This window comes from Thalassospira profundimaris (assembly GCF_003326675.1).
Taxonomy (GTDB): Bacteria; Pseudomonadota; Alphaproteobacteria; order Rhodospirillales; family Thalassospiraceae; genus Thalassospira; species Thalassospira aquimaris.
In genome coordinates this window covers 190,950-205,847 of record NZ_JPWF01000003.1, presented here as the reverse complement: position 1 = coordinate 205,847, position 14,898 = coordinate 190,950, and the positions used below count along the sequence as shown (strand labels likewise).

Here is a 14,898-nt window from a genome sequence, read left to right as displayed (position 1 = left end):
CACAAGGATTTAATAGATCACAGTCAGAAGCGGCAACCTGACAACCCGCGCATTCATTGCCTGTTCCAGCGTATCGAGAAGGTCATCAAGTTCGGCGATTTCAAAAACACCGGTGACCTTCAAGTCATGGACGGCATCACGGGCAATGACGATACGTTCTGTCTTGTAACGCTGAACTTCATCAATCACGTCCCCCAAAGGACGGTTATTAAAGATCAGTTTGCCGCGCTGCCAGCTTCCATAGGCAGCCAGATCAACATGCCCGCCTGTCTGTGGCCCACGTCCATCGTGATAGACGGCTTGATCCCCTGCCAGAAGGCGCATGCTGCTGCCAACGCCGGTACTGACTTCGACAACACCTTCGCGCACCGTTACATTCACATGATCATCCGTGATGCGAACACCGTAGACCGTGCCAACCGCCATCGCCTCGCCGCCCTGGGCTGATACAATAAACGGATGTTGTGCATCCTTGGCCACATCGAAAATCACCTCGCCCGCGGCCAGATCAACGCGCCGTACGCCGTTGGAAAAATCAATGGAGAAGGCCGACGCCGTATTCATGTGCGCAACCGTCCCGTCGGGCAGGTTCACGGTTTTGAACAAACCGATATCCGTGCTGTATTGCGCGGTCCACCGTGCCCAGATATCGGTCGGCACCCCGGCACCGGCCATGATCGCCAGAACAAGTGCGCAAAGCGATGCAATGCTCAGTGCAAACCGGCGCGTCCCAAACCTCGCCATGGAACCGGGCATCCTGCGCCGGGTATTTCGCGCAGTATTGATGGGTATCGTTGCATTTGGCGACAATGCCGCTTCTTGGCCGGTCCAGTCCTGCGCTGTTTCCGTTTGGCTCACAGCACCAAATAGCGCCTGCGCATCGCGCGCGGCCCGCATATGGTCATCACTTTGCCCGGACCAATCCACGAATGCCTGACGGTCAAGATCAGTCACCTCATCGGATTGCAGACGCACAAGCCAGTCGATGGCCTGATCGCTTAAGGCGACCATGTCATCGTCATAATCTTGCAGTGCTGACTGCGGATGTGCGGATGCACCCGAATTCAAAGTAACCGTCCCCGATCCTGTTCCGTTTTCGACAAACGGCATTTCCTATTATTAAGACGAGTGAGCAGATCAAATGATGCCATTTTTTTTGACATTATTTTTCTCCCCCAGCCAAAAGCGCGTCACGGCAATGCTTTAAGGCACGGCCAATATATTTAGCCACCATGCTGTTGGAAACACCAAGTTTCTCGGCAATCTGGGTATGGGATAATCCTTCGACCCGGAACATCAGTAATGCTGCGCGGGCATTTTCCGGCAACTGGTTCAAGGCCTGATCAAGCAGTTTGACCTGTTCACGCGACAGGTAAATTCGTTCCGGGCCGGGTTTCGGGTCACTGATTTCTGATGCACCGTCGTCGCCATCATGATGGGCCGATTGGCGGCGGTCGCTTCGGATCTGGTCAATAGCAAGGTTACCGGCCACGCGATAGATATAGGCCCTCGGATTATCGATCTCGTCGTCTGTTTCTGGCGTTCTGGCAAGACGGACAAACGTGTCCTGGGCAATGTCCGCAGCACGTTCGGAATCACCATTCAGCTTTCGGGTCAGAAACCGCAAAAGCTGTTCATAGTTTTCCTGAAAACTTGCAATTAGGACAGATGCGCTTTGCCGCGCCATCGCCGATTTCCAACCAAGCCAGTAACACAAAGCTGACAGGCTCCCCCTGTCTGGCTCCTGATTTAGCAGGATCAATTGAAAATGACAATGCGAATAATTATCAATTACTAGTCATGCCAGTGCCACGATCAGCAACAAAAAAGGCTGCCTTGCGAAACAAGGCAGCCCCTTTGAATTCTTGCCCTCGGCCCGGATGACCAGACCGCAGTGCATTATCAGCCACGTCCGCGATAAGGGGCGACGCCCTGTTCAGGGATCCAGACACCTTCGGGTGCGGCACCGGTTTGATAAAACACATCAATCGGAATACCACCGCGCGGATACCAGTATCCACCAATGCGCAGCCATTTCGGATCAAGCGTTTCAACAATGCGTTTCCCGACCTTGATCGTGCAATCTTCATGGAATGAACCATGATTACGGAACGACGTCAGGAACAGCTTCAAAGACTTGCTTTCGACCAGCCAGTCACCCGGTACATAGTCGATCACCAGATGGGCGAAATCGGGCTGCCCGGTGATCGGGCAAAGGGATGTAAACTCCGGTGCGACAAAACGCACACAGTAATCTGTTCCGGCCTGCGGGTTCTGAACACGTTCAAGAACGGCTTCTTCCGGGGAAGCGGGCTGCACGGTGTCACCGCCCAGCATGGTCAGATTGTCGTAAATGGTCTGATCGGCCATGGAATTAATCCTCGATAATTGGCACGGGATCGATATCCCCGCCTTCCTGTCCGGCATGGAAATCGCGCGCAAATGCTTCCATCCGGCCTTCGGCAATGGCTTCGCGCATGCCGCGCATCAAATCCTGATAATAGGCAAGGTTATGCCAGGTCAGAAGAACTGCACCCAGAATTTCGCCAGCCTTGATCAGATGATGCAGATAGGCACGCGAATATTTTGTACAAGCCGGGCAATTGCACTGATCATCAAGCGGACGATCATCATCGCGATGACGACCGTTCTTAAGGTTCAGCGTCCCACGATGGGTAAAGGCCTGTGCGTTGCGGCCCGAACGGGTCGGAAGAACGCAATCGAACTGATCAATCCCGCGCATCACTGCACCAACAAGATCAGATGGCTTGCCAACCCCCATCAGATAGCGCGGCTTGTTGGCCGGCAACATATCAACGCAGAAATCAAGCGTATCAAACATGATCTGCTGGCCTTCGCCAACCGCAAGGCCACCAACCGAATGGCCCGGAAGATCAAGCTCGGCCAGCTTTTCGGAACTTTCGCGACGCAGGTTTTCAAAAACGCTGCCCTGCTGAATGCCATAAAGCGCATAGCCTTCACGTTCGACAAACGCATCCTTGGAACGCTTTGCCCAACGCATCGACATGCGCATGCTTTCCGCCGCCTGCTTTTCCGTTGCCGGGAATGGCGTGCATTCATCAAAGGCCATGGTGATGGTCGAGCCCAGCAAATGCTGGATTTCCATCGAGCGTTCCGGCGTCAGGTTAAACTTGCGACCGTCGATGTGGCTTTTGAATGTCACACCTTCTTCGGTGATCTTGCGCAGTTTCGCCAGTGACATGACCTGATACCCGCCACTGTCGGTCAGGATCGGTTTGTCCCAGTTCATGAATTTGTGCAAACCACCAAGACGTGCGATGCGTTCCGCACCCGGACGCAGCATCAGGTGATAGGTATTCCCCAACAGGATTTGCGCACCGGTATCGGCCACGTTTTCCGGCAACATCCCCTTAACCGTGGCAGCCGTACCAACCGGCATGAAGGTCGGCGTATCAATAACGCCGTGGGCTGTGTGGATGCGCCCCAGACGGGCCTTGCCATCCTGGGCTAGCAATTCATAGCGAAATTCGGTCATGACAAATTATGTCCGTGCATCAATTTTACTGGCGCATTCAAGCAGGCTGCAATCGCCATATGAATAAAAACGGTATTCGTTTTCGATCGCGTGGTTATAGGCCGCCTTCATCCGGTCAAACCCGGCAAAGGCCGACACCAGCATGAATAGGGTCGAACGCGGCAGGTGGAAGTTGGTCAAAAGCATATCGACCGCGCGGAACTTGTAACCCGGCGTGATAAAGATGTCGGTTTCCGCTTCGAACGGTTCAACCACACCATCTTCACGTGCCGCACTTTCAAGCAGGCGCAGCGACGTTGTTCCGACCGCAACAACACGTCCACCAGTGGCACGCGTTTCGTTGATCAGATCAGCGATTTCCTTGCTGATGGAACCCCATTCCGCATGCATTTTGTGGTCTTCGGTATCATCAACCTTGACCGGCAGGAACGTGCCCGCCCCGACATGCAGGGTAATGGTCCGGCGATTAATCCCGCGCGCATCAAGATTTGCCAAAAGTTCCGGGGTAAAATGCAGGCCCGCTGTCGGGGCTGCCACCGCACCGTCCTTTTGCGCAAAGATGGTCTGGTAATCGGACTTGTCCTGATCATCGCCACCGGTTTCACGACGGATATAGGGCGGCAACGGCATCACACCGTATTTTTCAAGTGCCGCAATCAGGTCCGCACCCGAACGATTGAATTTAAGCGTAACCTCGCCGCCGTCTTTTTTATCAAGAACCTCGGCCTCAAACTCGTCATTGACCTTGAAGGTTTCACCGATCCGAAGCTTTTTGGCAGGTTTGGCAAACGCCACCCAGGTTCCCAGACCTTCCTGCTTGTGCAGGGTGACTTCGACCTTTGCGTCCCCGCGCTTGCCAAACAGGCGCGCCGGAATCACACGGGTATCATTGGAAATCAGCAAATCGCCCGGACGCAGGATATCAGGCAGTTCGCGCACGATACGGTCACTCATTCCGCCAGCAGACAGATCAAGCATACGGGCCGCGTCACGCGGGTTTGCCGGATGTTCGGCAATGCGTTCGCGTGGCAATTCGAAATCGAACAGATCGACTTTCATGGGTCGGGAATATTCCGGTTCTGGGAGAAACAATTGAAGGGGCGTTTTATGCGCCCCTTCATATCAAATCACAAGGCTTGGCGCGACATATCAGCCCTGTGCCGGTTCCGCATTCAGGCGCGGCGTTACCACAGCCATCAACAGGCGGAAAGGTGCAAGGCAGGTCAGCGCCATGATGACCTTGGCCGTAAAATCACCCAGCGCCCAAGTATCCCACGGAAGACCGGTACCGGCAAACGCGATGGAAAAGAACAATGCCGTATCAACAGCCGAACCGATCCCCGATGAAACCAGCGGGGCTTTCCACCAGGTTGCCTGACGCAGTTTGTCAAAGATGGTGACATCAAGCATCTGGGCAATCAGGAAAGCAGTCCCGGATGCGATGGCGATCCGCGTGTCAGCAAGGATCAGCGACAACACAACAGCTAGGGCAAAGCCCGCCAGAACGACAACACGTGCCGCCCCCGCACCACGTGCGCGGTTGGTCAGGTCGGTCACAAGGAAAGCAACCGGATAGGTGAAAGCACCATAAGTCAGCCAGTCTGCCAAAACACCCGGAAGCGGATATTCGACCAGAATGTTCGATGCAACAACGGTCGCAGCCATTGCCAGAATGCCGAAAATGATTGCTTTCATCTTCTTGTCCTTCAGAAAAATGAACCCGCGCATAACAAATCTCGCGGCCCACCTTAACTGGGCGACGATCAAGTCCGGGTTTTGTTCAGCTTTGGGACGGGTGTTTACGCCTCCCCCAACCGGGGGTCAAGAAAAAACGGCGGCCAGGTGTCCCTGACCGCCGCTGCAGATCGCCACATGTCGTCCCGGGGAAAATTGGGACGCCGTGCCGCGAAGCTTTATTCTTTTGCGATTACAGCATGATGCCGCGAATGGTGAAGAACAGAAGCGCACCAAGGAACGCACCCGCCGGAACCGTCACCACCCATGCGGTTGCAATCGTCACCGCATAACGACGACGGACCAGCAAACGCTTGCGCAGTTTCTGTTCGGCTTTTTCGGCCTCGTTCGGGTCAATCTGGCGCAGCGCCTGAATATGTTCGTCGGTTTCTTCGTCTTCCGGTGCATCAACCAGCATCGGGGATGCCACCTGACGACGACGGTGCGACAGGCTTTCACGCAGGAAACCAACACCAAACACCGCACCAACCGCGATATGGGTCGAGCTAACTGGCAAGCCAAGTGCCGATGCCACGATCACGGTCAGGGCCGCTGAAAGTGCAACCGTATAGGCACGGATCGGATCAAGCTTGGTGATCTTCGAACCGACCGTTTTGATCAGTTTCGGACCAAACAGGATCAGGCCGGCAGAAATACCAAGTGCACCAATCACCATAACCCAGATCGGAATGGGTGCGGATGTCACGATTTGACCACTATCGACACCCGATACGATCGCGGCCAGCGGACCAATCGCGTTCGCAACGTCGTTCGAACCATGGGCAAAGGAAAGAAGAGCAGCCGACACCACAAGCGGGATACGGAACAGCGATGCGATTTCCTTGCGGCGTCCGGTCATGGTCGCCGATGCACGATGTACGGCCTTACGCACCGGAACAACCGTTACGAAGAATGCAGCAATCCCGATGGCGATGATAACCGATGTATCCGCCTTCCAGATCTTCTTCACACCCTTCATCATCAGGTAAATCGAGAAGGCCGAAACCATCACACCGACCAGAATGGGAACCCATTTGCGGGCCGCAGCAACTCGGTCATCGGTGTAAATGATACGAAACTTGATAAAGGCCAGGAACCCGGCAGCAATCAAACCACCCAGCACCGGGGAAATCACCCAGCTGGCAGCAATCGTGCCCATGGTCGGCCAGTTAACCGCATCAATCCCGACGGCGGCCATACCGGCCCCCATCACACCGCCAACGATGGAATGCGTTGTCGATACCGGCGCACCAAGCCAGGTCGCCAGGTTCAACCACAATGCCGCGGCAAGCAAAGCCGCCATCATCGCCCAGACAAAGGTCTGTGCATCGGGCATCTGGTTGGGATCAATGATACCGTTCTTGATTGTACCAACAACATCACCACCGGCGATGATCGCGCCCGCTGCCTCGAAAACAGCTGCAATCAACAGGGCGCCAACCATGGTCAGCGCCTTGGAACCCACCGCAGGACCGACATTGTTGGCAACGTCGTTGGCACCGATATTCAGGGCCATATAACCACCGATTACGGCAGCTGCGATCAGGAAGCCACTTTGCGGCAGGCCACCCATGTGAAAGGCGACAAACGCACTACAGGCAATCAGAAAAACAATGGCAAGACCGAGCTTTGCACTGATCGAGGCGGTTGGACCCATCCCCGCATCCATGCGCTTCTGCCACTTGAGATCCTTATCCAGAGCAGTTTTTTTAACTGACATAATCAACCGTTACCACCAAAGGGAATCGACGGGCGGATCATGTCGAAGACGAGCCCGTTTGTTAAGGTTTTTTTGCGAATATGTGACACCCCTCAGACAACTATCTGGGGACAAAGAAAAAACGGCCCCACATGGTGGAGCCGTTTCCTTCATTCGAAATTCTGTCAACAATCAGCGACCGAATTGATTCAAAAGACCTTTCAATAGACCCTTGGCAGCGTCTTTGCCGGAATCACCACTTGATCCGGACTCACTGCTCGAACCGCTTCCGCCCAGTGCCTTATCAAGGATGTTATCAAGAACCTTGACGGCGACCTTGTCCATGCGACCGGTGATCACCGGGTCATCAATCTTGCCTTTGGCATAAACACTGAATGGCGGCAGTTCTTCGATCTTCTTGGAGAAATCGAAATCAGCCGTCGTATCCATCACCCATTTCGGCAGATCAAGGGTCGCGTCAGCATCCGCCGTCCCGACACGCGAAATCGCTTCGACACGGGTGGTTTTGGCGATGCCGTTGGTGATGGTGATATCGCCTTCAAGCGATTGCAGAAGATCGTTATTGCCAACGCCTTCAACCACCATTGCCTGCGGCCCCTGGCTCAGCAATGCCTGAATATTCAGTTTCGGATCGCTTGACCGTTTGCTTGCATTGCTAAACCGGACTTCGGTCAGAACCAGATTGGCCGTCCCGTTCAGGGCCGACACCAGACGGCGCGACGTATTGCCCGATGCCTTGACATCGAACTTAAGACCCGCACCACCAAGGATGGTGTCATTGGCAACCTTGATCGGTGTCAGCTTTTCAATCCGGGCATCGGCAAGGCTCCCGGTCAGGGCCAATTGCGGCACGTCATTATTGCGTGCATCAAAGGTGCCATTGATACCAAGATCACCGTCACCCAGCAGACCTTTGAAGTTCGAAATCGTCAAAAGCCCCTGCACCAGTGTTGCTTTCAAATCCGGTTTAACCAGGCTGTAGGCATCGAAATCAAGCTGATCAAGTGCGATGGCGATATCTGCATCAATCGACCGCAGGGCCGAAACATCAATCACCGTGTCATCCCACGGCGTACCGTCACGGGCATCAACACGGGTAACTTTCATGGTTGCCGGAAGATTGAATGCAGCTTTGCGCGGACCACTACCAACACCTGGCAGCAGACCGGCGCGTTTTTCAGCAGGCAAGAACGGATCAACAACCAGTTTCCCGCCCGACAGACTGACCGCCAGTTTCGGCTGCGCCTGCGATCCGTCGAATGTCACCTTGCCCGCAGTTTCGAATGCACCAACGACAAGTTTCAGGTCATCAAGCGTGATGTTCTGTGCATTGCCCTTGATCGCACTTGAAACAGCAAGACGGCCAAGATTGCCCGATGGCGTATAAGTCGGCGCCACCAAATCAAGCGCACGGTTCAGACTTGATGCCTGTACCGCAAGCTTGCCATTAAGCCCCGGATTTGCCCCCAGCATCTGCGAAACCACACCATCAAGTGCGACCTGCATCAACGGGTTTGAAACATCGAGTTTCAAGGTCGGGCCGGTGATCGGACCGTTCAAACCAAGATTGGCCTGAATGGACTTATAGCTGCTTGCCGGTGCCGGAAGCGTGATACCGGTCAGCTTCGCCAGTGGCTCCAGCGTTTTGGCGGTCACACGGACCGACAGACCGTCAAAGGCCGGAACATCTGCACTGCCGTTGAAACTTCCCTTGGCCGACGCAGCAAGTCCGGCGGCATCAGCAACGACAAAGTTGCTAAGTGTGATGTCACGGCCATTGATGTTGCCATCAATCTGGATACCGCGAACAGCAACGCCCGATGAAATGATCTCGTCAGCGGCAAGACGATAATTGGCCGCCAAACCATCAAGCGGTGCCAAGGCATCCTTGATCACCTTGACCATATCTTCGGCAACCGCCGCAGTCTGTGCTGTGCCGCCCGAAGATGCACCACCAGTCGCGCCACCACCACCAGATGACGCACCTGCACTTTGCGATGTTGCCGACGCAGCCGCTTCCCCGGCCGGGGCCGCCGCGAGATACTGATCAAGATTGATGCGATCAAGCTTCAACCCGATGCCAAGGGCGGGAAGCCCCGAACCACTCAGATTGGCAATCACCGCGCCGCGAATGGCCGTATCATCAATGCGCAGATCAAGATCGGAAATATTGAGCTGATCGGGTGTGCCCTTGATCCCGCCGGTTAGCGAGAAACGACGCAGACGGTCTGCCCGGATGCTGTCAACATCCGCACCAAGCCAACGGATCACTGCCCGAATGTTTTCCGAAGCCACTTCATAGCTAAGTGCGGCTGAAAGTTCCGGTTTTTCGCCCGAAATGCTGCCAAAAACAGCCACATCGGTTCCGCCCGGAAGCCCCGCCGAAACTTCGTTCAGGGTGACTTTGCTGTTGGCAATCGCCGCATTGATGCGTGCGTTATGAACAGGTGTCTGATTGTAAATCAGGGTTTCGACTTCGAAATCGATGGATGCCGTCAGGTCGGACGGAATGATCGGCGCATTTGCAGCGCCCTTCTTGACCGAGCTTTGTGACGGGATGGATTGTGCCGCGCCGTCTGAACCTGTCGCACCATTGTTGCCGGTGGCAGGCGAAGCCGCACCCGATACATCACCGTTGCCAGCGGACGCAGACTTTGCCGCACCATCGCCGACATCGGCAAGGACAAGGATGCTATCAAGATCAAGCTGATTGAACCGCAATGCGACATCGGCACGCATGCTTGGTTCCTGATCAATGGCAATTGCGCCCGATCCACGGGTCTCGCCAAAGCGGATCGACAAGTCATTCAATGTGATGGATTTGGCGTTGGCGGCAATATGCCCGCCAAGATCAAGCGGTTTGGCGGCGATATCGGGAATATCCGCGCCATCACCGGCAATCCGAAGAGCCGCTTTGCGCAGATCGTCAAAATTGCCCTTTATCTGGCCATCAAATCCCGGATTATCCGATGACAGGTCAACACGGCCAGCAACGGTTACGCCGCCATCAACCTTGTCGATACCAACCTTAAGGCTGACGGGGAACGGCGCGGTCTGACTGATCTGACCGACATCAAACCCGAAGGTCAGCGGAATACCGCGATAGAAAACATATCCTTCGCCATCCAGCGGCCCATTCAGGCTATCGGCAGATACACCAATGGTCAGACCTTCAATGCGTTCTTCGGAGCCCGGCGCACGATAGATGATGGTAGCATTTTCGATCTCAAGCCGGTCGATCTTGATCGTGCTGGCGAAATCGCCACCTGTGCCGCTTTCGGCGTCATTCGCACCTTCCTGTGGCGTGGCCGGTGCCTGCGTTCCGGTTTCAGGCGTGGTGATCGTGCCTGCATCCGGTCCTGATCGCGCGACCTCGCCCGGATTAAAGACAAGGTTATTGCTGCCATCTTCAAATGTTTCAATCGCGATTACCGGATCGATCAGGCTGACTTCCGTGACTTGCACATTGCCGGTCAGAAGCGGCATCAGGGCAACCGAAACCCGGGCTTCCTCGATCGACACCATCTGGGCATCCTGCGCACCGGGCAGGTTGCTGAGCATGACCTGACTTGCAGACAGGGATGGTGACGGGATCAGCGACATAGACAAATCGCCGTTCAGAACAAGTTCCCGCCCCGTGGCATCCCGTACAGCTTTGCTGATCTGGGCCTTGTAGCCATTCCAGTCAATCAATGACGGAATGATCAACAATGCGGCCACCAGCACCACAACTAACGCACCAATTACGGCAAGGATCTTTTTCAACAGTCAGGCTCCGCTCGCTCGCAAGATCATTCTGCCCGTGGGCTGTGACCTTTAATGGTTTGATTTTAAGTCCAAAAGAATAAGGCTCGTGATAGCTGTCGCAACAGAAAATGGCGAGAGAATGTTGCATTCTTCACTTTGCATCATGTCCAGCGACAGAGATTGCTTTCAACACGCCCATCCACAACCGTTCCTATCATGTGAGTGGCCCGAAGGCCGGGATCAAGCAGCCGTTTGAAATTCCACAATTTTTAATAAATAAAAACAAGACCTGAACAATCAGAAATCAAATCATAATTCCATTCCCAACAATTTGAACAGTTCCAAAGACCGACTTTAGAATCAACTGGATACTGGAAATCGCTGATTAAAATGATACATTTTAGAAAACAAGAAATTCAATCCTGACTTTCATCACCGACGAAAGATCGGAGCGCTTCACAGCGACAGGGAGGATTAAATGACCGAGACAATTGCACAAACGCCAGAAAATACGGTCGAACCAAGCCTGCATGGCATCACCATCCGCAAAATCACCACGGATCAATCCGGCGCATGGTTACAAGCCGGGTGGCGCGATTTCAAACGAACCCCGGCAATCGGCCTGATTTACGGTGCGATGTGTGTTCTGGCCGGGTGGCTGATGATTCTCAGCATTTTCAGAACCGGGCAGCCCTATCTGACTTTGCCGCTTGCTGCGGGGTTCATGTTGCTGGCACCACTGGTGGCCGTCGGCCTTTATGAAACCAGCCGCCGCCTCGAGATGGGCGAAAATGTTACCATCTGGCACAGCCTGAACGGTTTTCGGCGCAATCCCGGGCAAATCGGGGCGATTGGCGTTATTTTGATGCTGTTCTTCCTGGCCTGGACGCGCATTGCAATGTTGCTGTTTGCGCTGTTTTACAATGGATCGATGCCATCCCTTGATGTTTTGATTTGGGAAACTTTCTTTTCCCGTGATGCCATCACCTTCCTGATTACCGGAAGCATTCTGGGTGGTGGTCTGGCGCTTATTGTTTTCGCCATATCTGTCGTTTCGATCCCGCTTCTGGTTGATCGCGATGTTGATGTGATTACCGCTGTGATCATCAGCGTGGCAGCATTCCGGAAGAACTGGAAAGTCCTTGTTGGCTGGGCGGCGGTCATCGCCATTCTTGCGGCTTGCGGCATGGTGGTCTTTATGTTCGGCCTGGCGGTGATGATGCCATTGCTTGGCTATTCAAGCTGGCATGCCTATCGCGGGATCATCGATACCAGCCAATCCGATGTTGCGCGGCTGCGTCGTCAGGTGCCCTGATCACGACCTTATGACATCCGACCAAGACAAACGCCGCCCATTGAGGCGGCGTTTGCTTTGCTGTCACCACACTCCAACTTGTCATTTTTCCAGTTTCGGGAACATTTGGAACAGCCGGATGTTTCATCATCACGGCATGGTGTGATCACACCATTACAAAACCCCTTGAAAAAGCCGCCACAAATTATCCAAAATTGGTGGTCAACAGTATGACTTTGCTTCAGTTTCAGCCAACCAACAGCATTTATGAGATAGAATTCTTATGTATCAGGCTCCGGCAGTTCGGCATCTTTTCGTTCTATCCGTGTCACTGGTGGCCCTTATGGCTGGAACGGGTGATCTGCATGCGCAAACCAATACCGCAAGCGGCCCGCAATCGACCCGCACCCCCGATGACAAATGGGGAATATCGCTGTCGGTCGAGAACGATCTGTTCACCCCCACCAATACAGACAAGCACTACACCAACGGTGTCCGGCTGGCCTTTGTTTCACCAGAAGACAGTGCACCGGCCGCCTTTTTGAATGTTGCCAAACAGGTGCCGTTCTTTGCATCCGAGGGCCGCATTCGCACCAGCTATTCGCTGGGCCAAACCATGTATACCCCCGATGACATCACCATTTCCGAGCCCCAGCCAAATGAACGTCCCTGGGCCGGGATGCTCTATGGGACGGCGGGGCTTCTGTCTGATACCGGACTTCAATCGAGTGATGGTGAAAGCAACTATTCCCGCATTGATACGCTTGAACTGACGCTTGGTGTGGTCGGTCCGGCATCGCTTGCCGATAAAACGCAATCCTTTGTCCATAAACAAATCAACAGCCCCCACCCCGAAGGCTGGGACAACCAGATCAAGAACGAGCCGATCATTGGCCTAACCTATGAACGGAAATATCGCAGCTGGTTTGAAGCCGATATTGCCGGGATCGAATTTGATGCCACCCCGCACGGGGCTGTCACCCTTGGCAACGCATTCACCAATGCCGAGCTTGGCACCATGTTCCGGATGGGCTTTGACTTGCCGGCCGATTACGGCCCGCCGCGCATTCGCCCAAGCCTTCCGGGATCGGATTTCTTTGTCCCTGATACCGACGGCTTCCCGATAAGCGGCTATCTGTTTGCCGGTTTTGCCGGGCGCTATGTGCTGCGTGACATCACCCTTGATGGCAATACCTTTGCCGATAGCGCATCGGTCGACAAGGAACCGCTGGTCGGTGATCTTCAAATCGGCTTTGCCGTCATTATCGGCCAGGCACGCCTGACCTACACCCATGTTTATCGCACCCCGGAATTCACCGCGCAAAGCGGTGCTGACCAGTTCGGGTCCCTGTCCCTGTCCTTCCGGTTCTAAAAAAGAAAACGGGGCCAAATGGCCCCGTTTTGCTGTGTCTTTCGAAATTGTATGATGAAATCACAGGCCCGGAATAAGCTTGCCCGGGTTCATCAGACCTTTGGGATCAATCGCTGCCTTGATGGCGCGCATCATGGCAATGGTATCTTCGCCATGCTCGGCAACCATGAAGTCCAGCTTGCCATAGCCGATACCATGTTCACCCGTGCAGGTGCCGCCGAGTTTCAGGGCGCGTTCGACCATGCGCTTGTGCAGACGGTTGGCTTCTTCCATCTGTGCCGGGTCTTCGGGATCGAGCAGGATCAAGGTGTGGAAGTTGCCATCGCCGACATGACCGATGATCGTGCAGGTCAGCGGGCTGGCATCGCAATCGGCACGGGTTTCGGTGATCGCCTCGGCCAGTTTTGAAATAGGCACGCACACATCGGTCGGCATACCGGCTTTGCCCGGTTCCAGCTGAAGCGATGCGTAATAGGCCTTGTGACGCGCCGCCCAAAGTTTGTTGCGGTCTTCCTGACGGGTTGCCCACTGGAATTCCTCGGCACCGTATTCTTCGGCGACGGACTGAACAAACTCTGCCTGTTCCTTCACGCCGGCTTCGGTGCCGTGGAATTCAAAGAACAGGGTCGGGGCTTCCTTGTGATCAAGCTTGGAATAGTTATTGACCGCGCGAACCTGCAATTCATCAAGGAATTCGATACGGGCAACCGGAATACCGGCCTGAATGGTCAGGATCACGGTATCAACTGCGGCTTCGACCGTCGGGAAGGCACAAACAGCGGCCGACATTGCTTCGGGGATGCCATAAAGCTTCAAAGCGATTTCGGTGATCACACCAAGCGTACCCTCGGACCCGACAAACAGGCGGGTCAGGTCATAACCGGCCGATGATTTGCGCGCACGGTTGGCGGTTTTGATGATCTTGCCTTCCGGGGTTACCACGGTCAGGCTCAAAACGTTGTCGCGCATGGTGCCATAACGCACCGCATTGGTGCCCGATGCGCGGGTTGCAGTCATGCCACCGATCGAGGCATTCGCACCCGGATCAATCGGGAAAAACAGACCGGTATCGCGCAAGTGATCATTAAGTTGTTCGCGGGTCACGCCAGCCTGAACACGGCAATCAAGGTCTTCGTTATTGACTTCAAGGATCGCATCCATCCGCGATACGTCAATGCAAATCCCGCCGCGCAGGGCCGCAACATGTCCTTCAAGCGATGATCCCGTTCCGAACGGAACAATTGGAACATCATGGGCAACGCAAAGTTTGACGACTTCGGCCACTTCCTCGGTCGAGGTCGCAAAAACGACGGCATCGGGCGGCGATGCCTCGTGCCAGCTTTCATCCTTGCCGTGCTGTTCAAGCACTGCCTGCGCGGTTGACAGCCGATCCCCAAGCATCTCGCGCAAGGCGCTGATCAGGCTTTCGGGGGTTTCGATGCGTTCATATTTGCGATCTGACATGATGTAACTCTTTGGCCTTTTAGTTCCTGGTGGCAGTCGGAAAACCGGTT

At 54.6% G+C, this 14,898-nt stretch carries 11 protein-coding genes; 2 read left to right on the top strand and 9 right to left on the bottom strand.

Annotated features, from left to right (window positions below; genetic code table 11):
• Positions 1-9 precede the first annotated feature (9 nt).
• The 8 genes from TH19_RS05790 to TH19_RS05755 all read right to left on the bottom strand — a co-directional run bounded on the left by TH19_RS05790 (position 10) and on the right by TH19_RS05755 (position 10,736).
• Entirely contained in the window at positions 10-1,011 is a 1,002-nt protein-coding gene (locus TH19_RS05790; RefSeq protein ID WP_181846325.1) for a FecR family protein, read from the bottom strand.
• Between the two features lie 151 nt (positions 1,012-1,162).
• Complete coding sequence (locus TH19_RS05785) at positions 1,163-1,687, bottom strand: RNA polymerase sigma factor (protein ID WP_114101392.1); 525 nt, start codon at positions 1,685-1,687, stop codon at positions 1,163-1,165.
• Between the two features lie 215 nt (positions 1,688-1,902).
• On the bottom strand, positions 1,903-2,370 hold the full coding sequence (queF, locus tag TH19_RS05780; RefSeq protein ID WP_114101391.1) for a preQ(1) synthase: 468 nt from the start codon (positions 2,368-2,370) through the stop codon (positions 1,903-1,905).
• Between the two features lie 4 nt (positions 2,371-2,374).
• Entirely contained in the window at positions 2,375-3,517 is a 1,143-nt protein-coding gene (tgt, locus tag TH19_RS05775) for a tRNA guanosine(34) transglycosylase Tgt (protein WP_114101390.1), read from the bottom strand.
• Between the two features lie 6 nt (positions 3,518-3,523).
• Complete coding sequence (gene queA / locus TH19_RS05770) at positions 3,524-4,576, bottom strand: tRNA preQ1(34) S-adenosylmethionine ribosyltransferase-isomerase QueA (RefSeq protein ID WP_114101389.1); 1,053 nt, start codon at positions 4,574-4,576, stop codon at positions 3,524-3,526.
• A gap of 90 nt (positions 4,577-4,666) precedes the next feature.
• Positions 4,667-5,212 carry a VUT family protein gene (locus TH19_RS05765; protein ID WP_114101550.1) on the bottom strand — a complete coding sequence of 182 codons (546 nt, stop codon included), beginning with the start codon at positions 5,210-5,212 and terminating at the stop codon, positions 4,667-4,669.
• Positions 5,213-5,444: 232 nt separating this feature from the next.
• Positions 5,445-6,971 (bottom strand): inorganic phosphate transporter, encoded by a 1,527-nt coding sequence (locus tag TH19_RS05760; protein ID WP_181846324.1) that lies wholly within the window; start codon positions 6,969-6,971, stop codon positions 5,445-5,447.
• A gap of 171 nt (positions 6,972-7,142) precedes the next feature.
• Positions 7,143-10,736, bottom strand: coding sequence for an AsmA family protein (locus TH19_RS05755; protein ID WP_114101387.1), 3,594 nt, complete (start codon positions 10,734-10,736; stop codon positions 7,143-7,145).
• A 460-nt stretch (positions 10,737-11,196) separates the two neighbouring features.
• Between TH19_RS05755 and TH19_RS05750 the strand changes: the two genes are divergently transcribed.
• A complete protein-coding gene (locus TH19_RS05750; protein WP_114101386.1) occupies positions 11,197-12,033 on the top strand; it encodes a DUF2189 domain-containing protein in 837 nt (278 codons plus the stop codon).
• A 322-nt stretch (positions 12,034-12,355) separates the two neighbouring features.
• The gene (locus tag TH19_RS05745; protein ID WP_258547840.1) at positions 12,356-13,384 is read left to right on the top strand and encodes a lipid A deacylase LpxR family protein; all 1,029 of its coding nucleotides are present in this window, start codon (positions 12,356-12,358) and stop codon (positions 13,382-13,384) included.
• Between the two features lie 60 nt (positions 13,385-13,444).
• Here TH19_RS05745 and TH19_RS05740 read toward each other — a convergent pair whose 3' ends face one another.
• Positions 13,445-14,848, bottom strand: a complete 1,404-nt coding sequence (locus tag TH19_RS05740; RefSeq protein ID WP_114101384.1) for an FAD-linked oxidase C-terminal domain-containing protein — start codon at positions 14,846-14,848, stop codon at positions 13,445-13,447.
• Positions 14,849-14,898 lie beyond the last annotated feature (50 nt).

Bases quoted from the DNA above. Each gene is read 5' to 3' on its own strand.
- tgt (WP_114101390.1), bottom strand. From the start codon at position 3,517: ATGACCGAATTTCGCTATGAATTGCTAGCCCAGGATGGCAAGGCCCGT.
- TH19_RS05740 (WP_114101384.1), bottom strand. From the start codon at position 14,848: ATGTCAGATCGCAAATATGAACGCATCGAAACCCCCGAAAGCCTGATC.
- TH19_RS05765 (WP_114101550.1), bottom strand. From the start codon at position 5,212: ATGAAAGCAATCATTTTCGGCATTCTGGCAATGGCTGCGACCGTTGTT.
- TH19_RS05750 (WP_114101386.1), top strand. From the start codon at position 11,197: ATGACCGAGACAATTGCACAAACGCCAGAAAATACGGTCGAACCAAGC.
- TH19_RS05785 (WP_114101392.1), bottom strand. From the start codon at position 1,687: ATGGCGCGGCAAAGCGCATCTGTCCTAATTGCAAGTTTTCAGGAAAAC.
- TH19_RS05760 (WP_181846324.1), bottom strand. From the start codon at position 6,971: ATGTCAGTTAAAAAAACTGCTCTGGATAAGGATCTCAAGTGGCAGAAG.
- queF (WP_114101391.1), bottom strand. From the start codon at position 2,370: ATGGCCGATCAGACCATTTACGACAATCTGACCATGCTGGGCGGTGAC.
- TH19_RS05745 (WP_258547840.1), top strand. From the start codon at position 12,356: ATGGCTGGAACGGGTGATCTGCATGCGCAAACCAATACCGCAAGCGGC.
- queA (WP_114101389.1), bottom strand. From the start codon at position 4,576: ATGAAAGTCGATCTGTTCGATTTCGAATTGCCACGCGAACGCATTGCC.
- TH19_RS05790 (WP_181846325.1), bottom strand. From the start codon at position 1,011: ATGGTCGCCTTAAGCGATCAGGCCATCGACTGGCTTGTGCGTCTGCAA.